7 protein-coding genes and 1 riboswitch are annotated in these 9280 nt (G+C 69.0%); of the genes, 3 read left to right on the forward strand and 4 right to left on the reverse strand.

Going from position 1 to position 9280, the window contains the following annotated elements:
* Position 1: 1 nt before the first annotated feature.
* Together PSH25_RS20220 and PSH25_RS20225 are read right to left on the reverse strand one after the other, a co-directional pair.
* Positions 2-724, reverse strand: a complete 723-nt coding sequence (locus PSH25_RS20220; RefSeq protein WP_238660582.1) for a FadR/GntR family transcriptional regulator — start codon at positions 722-724, stop codon at positions 2-4.
* An 8-nt stretch (positions 725-732) separates the two neighbouring features.
* Complete coding sequence (locus tag PSH25_RS20225) at positions 733-2127, reverse strand: enolase C-terminal domain-like protein (protein ID WP_238660583.1); 1395 nt, start codon at positions 2125-2127, stop codon at positions 733-735.
* A 311-nt stretch (positions 2128-2438) separates the two neighbouring features.
* Positions 2439-2655: riboswitch (cobalamin riboswitch) on the forward strand.
* A gap of 192 nt (positions 2656-2847) precedes the next feature.
* On the opposite strand from PSH25_RS20225, the gene PSH25_RS20230 reads away from it, so the two are divergent.
* Together PSH25_RS20230 and PSH25_RS20235 are read left to right on the forward strand one after the other, a co-directional pair.
* A complete protein-coding gene (locus tag PSH25_RS20230; protein ID WP_238660587.1) occupies positions 2848-5166 on the forward strand; it encodes a ribonucleoside-diphosphate reductase subunit alpha in 2319 nt (772 codons plus the stop codon).
* Positions 5163-6215: a ribonucleotide-diphosphate reductase subunit beta gene (locus PSH25_RS20235; protein ID WP_372492818.1), complete on the forward strand. Its 1053-nt coding sequence runs from the start codon at positions 5163-5165 to the stop codon at positions 6213-6215. The genes PSH25_RS20230 and PSH25_RS20235 overlap by 4 nt, the downstream gene beginning before the upstream one ends.
* Before the next feature lie 304 nt (positions 6216-6519).
* Here the strand turns inward: PSH25_RS20235 and PSH25_RS20240 are convergent, their stop codons facing one another.
* Positions 6520-6747 carry a GntR family transcriptional regulator gene (locus tag PSH25_RS20240; protein ID WP_184186009.1) on the reverse strand — a complete coding sequence of 76 codons (228 nt, stop codon included), beginning with the start codon at positions 6745-6747 and terminating at the stop codon, positions 6520-6522.
* A gap of 374 nt (positions 6748-7121) precedes the next feature.
* Positions 7122-8036 (reverse strand): MerR family transcriptional regulator, encoded by a 915-nt coding sequence (locus tag PSH25_RS20245; protein WP_238660584.1) that lies wholly within the window; start codon positions 8034-8036, stop codon positions 7122-7124.
* Positions 8037-8154: 118 nt separating this feature from the next.
* Here PSH25_RS20245 and eno point away from each other — a divergent pair.
* The coding region (gene eno, locus PSH25_RS20250) for a phosphopyruvate hydratase (protein WP_238660585.1) at positions 8155-9280 on the forward strand (1126 nt) is incomplete at its 3' end.

Here is a 9280-nt window from a genome sequence, read left to right on the forward strand (position 1 = left end):
GTCAGGACCGGGCCGTCTCGATGCTCGCGTCAGCGTCGTCGGGTAACCCCTGCAACGACTCCTCCACGCCGATCAGGTGGTTGGCCATCCGGGTGCGGGCCCGCTCCGGGTCGCGCGCCACGAGGGCCTTCAGGATCGCCACGTGTTCGTCATGGGTGCGCAGGTCCGCGCCCTCCTCGTGCAGACTCCGCCAGAGTCGGCCGCGGATGGTGCGCCCGGCGAACGCTTCGATCAGACCGACGAGCACCGGATTCTCGGCGTGCACCGCGATGATCCGGTGGAAGGCGATGTCGATCTCCATGATCCGCTCGTGATCCGGCGGTGACTGGCCGACCAGCCGAGCCGCCTCGTCGAGCAGGTCACCCGCCTGGGCCAGGGCCTCGTCGGTGATCCTGGTCGCCGCCAGGCAGGCGGCCTCGCACTCCAGCAGTCGCCGGACGGTGTGGATGTGCCGGGGGTCGCCCTGACCCTGGAAGTCCACCACGAAACCCATCGGGGCCAGCAGTTGTGGCGCGTCGAGGTTGGTGACGTAGGTGCCGTCGCCCTGGCGAATGTTGACGATGCCGAGGATCGACAGGGCCGACATTCCCTCGCGGAGAGACCCCCGCGAGACACCGAGCTGCTCGGCGAGGTCCTTCTCGATGGGCAACCGGTCGCCGGGCCTGAACTGCCCTTCGAGGATCATCCGCTTGATGCCGTTGACCACTTCGTCGGTGCGAGACACGACACCCCCTAGCGGCCGGCGGGGGTGGCCGTTCCACCCGCGATCACGTACGGCTCCGGAGATGACACGGTAGTCGGGTCTGTCGCCGCCCAGTAGTGGCCGTCGGGAAACCGGTAGAGCGCGACCGACTCGGGGCGCATCCGGGTGGAGTAGCCGGGCTGGTTGGGCAGGACGTAACCGCTGCCCGAGCCGGTGTCCCGGATGACGCACGGGTCGGTGAAGTGCTCGTGCAGGTGGTCGACGAACTCGGTGACCCGGTTGGTGAGGTCTCCCGAGATCGCGACGTAGTCGAGCACCGACACGTGTTGGACCATCTCGCACAGCCCGACGCCGCCGGCGTGTGGACACACCGGGACGTCGAACTTCGCGGCGAGCAGCAGCACGGCGACGATCTCGTTGATGCTGGCCAACCTGCCGGTGTCCAGCTGGCAGAAGTCGATGGCCTCGGCCTGGAACAGCTGCTTGAACATCACCCGGTTGTGGCAGTGCTCGCCGGTGGCGACGCCGATCGGAGCGACGGCACGGCGGACGGCCGCGTGGCCCAGGATGTCGTCGGGGCTGGTCGGTTCCTCGATCCACAGTGGCGCGAACCGGGCGAGGGCGGTGACCCACTCGATGGCCTGACCGACGTCCCACACCTGGTTGGCGTCGATCATCAGGTTGCGGTCCGGTCCGAGGATCTCCCGCGCGATCGCGCAGCGGCGGATGTCGTCGTCGAGGTTGGCGCCCACTTTGAGCTTCACGTAGCCGTAGCCGGTGTCCACCGCCTCCTGGCACAGCCGGCGCAGCTTGTCGTCGCCGTAGCCGAGCCAACCCGCCGAGGTGGTGTAGGCGGGGTAACCGGTCCGGTCGAGTTCGGCGAGGCGGGCGGCCTTCGTGCCCTCCTTGGCCCGCAGGATGGCCAGCGCCTCGTCCCGGGTCAGCGCGTCGGACAGGTAGCGCAGGTCCGCGATGTCGACGAGTTGCTCGGGGGACATGTCGACGAGCAGCCGCCACAGCGGCTTGTCGGCGACCCGGGCGACCAGGTCCCACGACGCGTTCAGCACGGCCGCCAGCGACAGGTGGACGACACCCTTCTCGGGACCGAGCCAACGCAGCTGCGAGTCCGAGGTGAGGAGGCGGTAGACCGCGCCCATGTCCGCTGCCATCGTCGCCACGTCCAGGCCCACGAGGCGCTGCGCCTGGTGGACCGCCGCCGCCGCGACGATGTCGTTGCCTCGACCGATGGTGAAGGTCAGGCCGTGCCCCGTGAGCGGGGCGCCCACGCCGTCGACGCCATCGGTGTGCAGGATGACGTAGGCCGCCGAGTAGTCGCCGTCCTTGTTCATGGCGTCTGACCCGTCAGCGGTCAGGGAGGTGGGGAAGCGGACGTCTTCGACGGTGACGGCAGTGATCTGCGGCATGCGCTCCTCGCCCGGCTAGGCTAAAGATCAGATGATCACTGGGAGTATACGGAGGGTTGTCTCGGCGCGTCAACGATGTCGATCACTATGGGGCCGTAGACATATGATGTTTGCCGGGCCGCGTCGACCCTCATGTCCGCCCACAGTGCCCGGTTGACGGGTGGGTGGCGAGGTGGCTGACATTCTCGTCCGCGTTGCCCGGCGATGGTCGGGCCGGCCCGGTCGACGGCACGGGTGATGGTGGTCACCGCCCACCCGCCGACACGCCCGGGACCGACATGTGGGGTGTGACAACGGCTGCGTCCCTATATATGGTGTCGAGCGCAGCTGGTTCGGCCGTCCACCCGGGGCGGTCGAGGCAACAGGGAACCCGGTGGAATTCCGGGACTGTCCCGCAGCGGTGAGTGGGAACGACCGCCGTCATCAGCACTGGGCCACCAATCGGTCTGGGAAGCGACGGCCAGTAGGAGACCGGCGAGCCCGGTCGTGCCCGCGAGTCCGAAGACCTGCCAGCGCGCCGCGTACCCGCACCCGGGTGGGCGGCGGTCCGAGGCCGCGTGGGACGGCTGACGCCACCTGACCCACGCCGGGCTGGCGTGGCGTCCGTCGGTGTCTGTCTCCTCGCGTCCGGGCCACCAGGTCTCGAACTCCGAGGAGCGAGTGGTGACAGTCACCGAGGTAGTCCCGGCCAGCGGCGACGCGACCCTGCGGCGGACGCCGATGCAGGTCCGCAAGCGCGACGGCGGCACCGAACCCGTGGACGTGAACAAGATCGTCCGAGCGGTCGAGCGGTGGGCCGACGACCTGACCGACGTCGACCCGATGCGGGTGGCCACCCGCACCATCAGCGGCCTCTACGACGGCGCGACCACGGCCGAACTGGACCGGCTGTCCATCCAGACCGCGGCCGAGATGATCGGTGAGGAGCCGCAGTACTCGCGCCTCGCCGCGCGGCTGCTGGCCGGCTACGTCGACAAGGAGGTGCGTCGACAGGGCATCACCTCGTTCAGCGCGGCGATCCGGGTCGGCCACGCCGAGGGCCTGATCGGTGCCGACACCGCCGCGTTCGTCGCCGCACACGCCGCGACCCTCGACCACGCCGTCGACGTGGCCGGCGACCGCAGGTTCGAGTACTTCGGCCTGCGTACGGTGTACGACCGCTACCTGCTGCGCCACCCCACCAGTCGACTGGTCCTGGAGACCCCGCAGTACTGGCTGCTGCGGGTGGCCTGCGGCCTGTCCCGGACGGCGGACGAGGCGGTCGACTTCTACCGGCTGATGTCCAGCCTGGCCTACCTGCCCAGCTCACCAACCTTGTTCAACTCCGGGACCCGGCACACCCAGATGTCCTCCTGCTATCTCGTCGACTCCCCGCTCGACGAGTTGGACTCGATCTACCAGCGGTACGCCCAGGTCGCCAACCTGTCCAAGTTCGCCGGTGGCATCGGCATCGCGTACTCCCGGGTCCGCTCCCGGGGCGCGCTGATCAGGGGCACGAACGGGCAGTCCAACGGGATCGTGCCGTGGCTGCGCACGCTGGACGCGAGCGTCGCCGCGGTCAACCAGGGCGGTCGGCGCAAGGGCGCGGCCTGCGTCTACCTGGAGCCGTGGCACCCGGACATCGAGGAGTTCCTGCAACTGCGGGACAACACCGGCGAGGACGCCCGGCGCACCCACAACCTCAACCTGGCCAACTGGATCCCGGACGAGTTCATGCGCCGGGTCGAGGCCGACGAGCCGTGGTCGCTGTTCGACCCGCACGAGGTGCCCGAGCTGCCCGACCTGTGGGGGGAGCGGTTCGACGCCGCGTACCGGGAGGCCGAGGCGCAGGGTCGCTACGTGCGGCAGGTCCCGGCCCGGGAGCTGTACGGGAAGATGATGCGCACCCTCGCCCAGACCGGCAACGGGTGGATGACCTTCAAGGACGCCGCCAACCGCCTCTGCAACCAGACCGCCGAGCCGGGCAACGTGGTGCACCTGTCCAACCTCTGCACCGAGATCGTCGAGGTGTCCAGCGACGCCGAGACCGCCGTGTGCAACCTCGGCTCGGTGAACCTCGCCGCCCACCTCACCGACGGCGGCATCGACTGGGAGCGGCTGCGCGCCACGGTGCGGACGGCGGTGACCTTCCTCGACCGGGTCATCGACATCAACTACTACCCGACCGCGCAGGCGGCGGCGAGCAACCCCCGCTGGCGGCCGGTCGGGCTCGGGCTGATGGGCCTTCAGGACGTCTTCTTCGCGCTGCGGTTGCCGTTCGACTCGCCGGCCGCCCGGGAGCTGTCCACCCGGATCAGCGAGGAGCTGTACCTGACCGCGCTGGAGACCTCCGCCGACCTGGCCCGCGACTTCGGCGCGCATCCGGCGTACCCGCAGACCCGGGCCGCGCGGGGGCAGCTCCAGCCCGACCTGTGGGGTGTCGAGGGTACGCAGACCGCGCGGTGGGACGCGCTGCGCGAGCGGGTCGAGGCGTACGGGCTGCGCAACTCGCTGCTGGTGGCCGTCGCGCCGACCGCGACCATCGCCTCGATCGCCGGGTGCTACGAGTGCATCGAGCCGCAGGTGTCCAACCTGTTCAAACGCGAGACCCTGTCGGGGGAGTTCCTCCAGGTCAACACCGCCCTGGTACGCGAGCTGAAGGCCCGCGGTCTGTGGACCGAGCGGATTCGTTCGGCGATCAAGCGGGCCGAGGGGTCGGTGCAGGACATCGCCGAGCTGCCGGCCGGCGTACGGGAGTTGTTCCGCACCGCGTGGGAGCTGCCGCAGCGGGCGCTGATCGACCTGGCCGCCGCCCGCGCCCCGTTCATCGACCAGTCCCAGTCGCTGAACCTGTTCCTGGCCGCACCGACCATCGGCAAGCTCTCCTCGATGTACCTGTACGCCTGGAAGGCCGGGCTGAAGACCACCTACTACCTGCGCTCGCGCCCCGCCACCCGGATCCAGCAGGCCACCGTCAGCGCCGTCGCACCCGTCGCCGTCGACGTGGAGGCGCTGGCCTGCTCGCTGGAGAACCCCGAGTCGTGCGAGGCCTGCCAGTGACCACCGCCGCCGCCACCACCGACGTCAGCACCGCCGACACGAGGACCACGCACATGCTGCTCGACCCCGGGATGGACCTGACTCTCCGCCCGATGCGCTACCCGCACTTCTTCGACCGGTTCCGCGACGCGATCCGCAACACCTGGACGGTCGAGGAGGTCGACCTGCACGCCGACCTCGCCGACCTGGACAAGCTGTCGCCGGCCGAACGACACCTGGTCAGCCGCCTGGTGGCGTTCTTCGCCACCGGCGACACGATCGTCGCCAACAACCTGGTGCTCAACCTCTATCAGCACGTCAACAGCCCCGAGGGCCGCCTCTACCTGTCCCGGCAGCTGTTCGAGGAGGCCGTGCACGTCCAGTTCTACCTCAACCTGCTCGACACGTACGTGCCTGACGAGACCGAGCGCTTCGAGGCGTTCGCGGCCATCGAGAACATCCCCTCGATCCGTCGTAAGGCCGAGTTCTGCTTCCGCTGGATCGACTCCCTCAACGACCTGCGGGAGCTGCGGTCCCGTGAGGACCGGCGGACGTTCCTGCTCAACCTGATCTGCTTCGCCGCCTGCATCGAGGGGTTGTTCTTCTACGGCGCGTTCGCGTACGTCTACTTCCTGCGCTCCCGCGGCCTGCTGCACGGCCTCGCCTCCGGCACCAACTGGGTGTTCCGCGACGAGTCCATGCACATGGCGTTCGCGTTCGACGTCGTCGACACCGTCCGCGCCGAGGAGCCGGACCTGTTCGACGACGACCTCGCCGACCAGGTCCGCCGGATGCTCACCGAGGCGGTCGAGTGTGAGGTGCAGTTCGCCGAGGACCTGTTGGGCCACGGCGTGCCCGGTCTGACCTTGACCGACATGCGGGAGTATCTCCAGCACGTCGCCGACCGCCGCCTCGCCCAGCTCGGCATCGCGCCACACTACGGGTCGAGCAACCCGTTCGGCTTCATGGAGTTGCAGGACGTGCAGGAGCTGTCCAACTTCTTCGAGCGGCGGGTGTCGGCGTACCAGGTCGGGGTGACCGGCACGGTCGCCTTCGACGACGACTTCTAGGCGACGACCTCAACCCACGCGTTGCCCCTGAGGAACGCCCCGTCCGCGCCGATCTTGCAGTTTCGGTCGCCGATATGCGCGCAATGCTCTTTTATGTCGCGACAGGAAGTGCAAGATCGCGGGGAAGGGGCGTTCCAGTCTCGTCGATCATGGAGTTGTGGTGCCTGATTTGGTGTGTGCAGGCACTTTGTCACCCACCACAACTCCATGATCGACGAGGCGGTGCGGGGTGGCTAACAGTCGCTCCGTCTAAACGCGACGGTGCTGACCTGCTTCTCATCAATTGATCAAGAAAGCGGCGCGCTCAGCTCTGGGCCTCTGCGACGTAGACACCTTTGCCTGGATGGCCCTCTACCAACTCGCGGTCTTTGAGGATCGTCATGACCCGGTTGATGGTGGAGATATGCACCCCGTACTGCTCGGCCAGCTCGCGGGTGGACGGCAGCTTCTCGCCCGGAGCAAGCTCACCCGACTTAATTTTTCCCGCGATCTCGTTGGCGATCCGCCGGTAGTCCACTCGCTCGGTCGGCATGGGTCGATCTCCGTAGGGTTCCCTGGTTTCGGCAAACTCCTGGGTTCTCGGCCGCACACCCACCTGGGGAGCACGGCAGATGGTCGCTGCCCCCCAGGTGGGGCCAACGTCGTGAACGCGGGAGGGTGCCGCCGTGCCGATCGATAAACCGGTAAGTCGGGCAGACGAACTGTTCGCCGCGAGGCGGACGCTTGATGCTCACTGGACTCGCGCACTTGACCAGCCGTGGCGTTCAGGCGGCTGCCTCGAGTGCGCGAGTCAGAGCGAATTCCGTCAGCTCGATTGGTCGTTGGGTGTCGTGGCGGACGCCGCATCGATCATGTTGCAGAAGTGACGATGGACGCCGAGCAGTGCGGCGAGTTCGACGACGAATTCTAGGCGGCAACCGATCCGGGGGCCTGGCGTCGCTTGGTGAGCCACCGCATCACGTGCAGGGGGTGCGACGCCGGGTCCGGGATCGGGTGGAAGACGTGTTCGACTGCGCCGTCGGCGACGATCAGGGTCAGCCGCTCGTAGAGCGTCATGTCGCCCGCGGTGCGGGTCGGCAGCCGCAGCGCGTCGGCCAGGGTCAGCCTCGGGTCGGGGATCAGCGGGTAGGGCAGCCGCAGTCGGTGTGCGAGTTCTCGCTGGTACCCGGTCGACTGCGCGGACAGGCCATACACCCGGGCGGCGCCGGCCGCGCGGAGTTCCGCGTGGTGGTCGCGGAACCAGGCGGCCTGCTCGGTGCTGCCGCGCGCGCCGTGGATCTCCAGCAGCCCGTTGGGCAGGTCGACGCCCGGTCGTCCGGTCAGCGGGTAGACGAAGATGACGCTGCGCCCGGGGCCGAGCGCACCGAGATCGACCGGGCGGCCGTCGGTGCCGTAGAAGGACAGCGGTGGCAATCCGGCGCCGACCAGCGCGGTGGGGTCGGCGCCTTCGGCGGGACTGCCGGGTACGACCTGGGTCGCGGCGGCGTCCAGGCGCGCGTCCAGCGCGTCCCGCTGGGCGGTCAACCTGCCGATCCGTTCCTGGAGGTTGGTGATGGTGCTGCGGTACGTGGCCACCGCCGCCGCGCACACGTCGGTGTCGTCGGAACCATCCGCGATCGACTCGACGAACGGGCGGGTCTCCTCGACGGTGAGGCCGAGCGCCATCAGTTCGCGGATCTGCGCCACCAGCCGCACCGCGATCGGGTCGTACTCGCGGTAGCCGTTGCTCAGCCGCCGGGGTACGACCAGCCCGGCCGACTCGTAGTACCGCAGTGCCCGGACAGTGGTTCCGGTCCGGCGTGCCAACTCACCCACCCGCATCCCGCGACCCTAAACCCGCACCCCGGGGTACGGGTCAACGTGTCCATCGTCGCGGTGTCAGGCCAGCCGTTTCCTGCCAGTCTGGCTGCGAACAGGCAGCTTGAGCAGGGAGTGTGTGATGACGGCAATCAGTCGGGTGCGTGCTCGGCAGATCCTCGACAGCAGGGGCAACCCGACCGTGGAGGCCGACGTGGTCCTCGCCGACGGGTCGACCGGCCGGGCCGCCGTGCCGTCCGGCGCGTCGACGGGGGCGAACGAGGCGGTCGAGCTGCGCGACGGGGACCGGACGCGTTTTCACGGCATGGGCGTCAGCACGGCCGTCGCCGCGGTCAACGGCGAGATCGCCGATGCGGTGCTCGGGCTCGACGCGGAGGACCAGGCCCTGATCGACGAGACGATGATCGCTCTCGACGGCTCCAAGGACAAGGGTCGACTGGGCGCCAACGCGATCCTGGCGGTGTCCCTGGCGACCGCGAAGGCGGCGGCGTTGGCCCACCGGCAGCCGCTGTACCGCTACGTCGGTGGCGTCGGCGCCCGCCTGCTGCCGGTGCCGATGATGAACATCATCAACGGTGGCGCGCACGCCGACAATCCACTCGACTTCCAGGAGTTCATGATCGCCCCGGTGGGAGCGCAGACCTTCGCCGAGGCGGTCCGGATGGGCGCGGAGGTCTTCCACATCCTCAAGGCGTCCCTGGCCGCCGCCGGGCACAACACCAACGTCGGTGACGAGGGCGGCTTCGCGCCGAACGTCACGGACGCCGACGAGGCGCTGCGGTTCGTGCTGCGCGCCATCGAGGACACCGGTTACCGGCCCGGCGTCGACGTGCGGATCTGCCTCGACCCGGCCAGCTCGGAGTTCTTTCGCTCGGGCGTCTACGACTACGTCGGTGAGGGACGCCAGCGTACCGTCGAGGAGCACATCGACTACCTGCTCGACCTGGTCTCCCGGTACCCGATCAGCTCGATCGAGGACCCGATGGCCGAGGACGACATCGCCGGCTGGAAGCGGCTGACCGCAGTGGCGGGGGAGCGCGTGCAGTTGGTCGGCGACGACGTCTTCTGCACCGACGTCGACCGGCTGCGCGACGGGATCGACGGCGGCTACGCCAACGCGATCCTGGTCAAGGTCAACCAGATCGGCACCCTCACCGAGACCCTGGCGACGGTGGACGCCGCGCACAAGGCGGGGTACCGGGTGGTGATGTCGCACCGATCCGGGGAGACCGAGGACACCACCATCG

This window comes from Micromonospora foliorum (genome assembly GCF_022229015.1).
Lineage (GTDB): Bacteria > Actinomycetota > Actinomycetes > Mycobacteriales > Micromonosporaceae > Micromonospora > Micromonospora foliorum.

Coding starts and splice junctions, on each gene's coding strand:
- PSH25_RS20240 (WP_184186009.1), bottom strand. CDS start 6,747: ATGCCGACCGAGCGAGTGGACTACCGGCGGATCGCCAACGAGATCGCG.
- PSH25_RS20245 (WP_238660584.1), bottom strand. CDS start 8,036: ATGCGGGTGGGTGAGTTGGCACGCCGGACCGGAACCACTGTCCGGGCA.
- PSH25_RS20225 (WP_238660583.1), bottom strand. CDS start 2,127: ATGCCGCAGATCACTGCCGTCACCGTCGAAGACGTCCGCTTCCCCACC.
- PSH25_RS20230 (WP_238660587.1), top strand. CDS start 2,848: ATGCAGGTCCGCAAGCGCGACGGCGGCACCGAACCCGTGGACGTGAAC.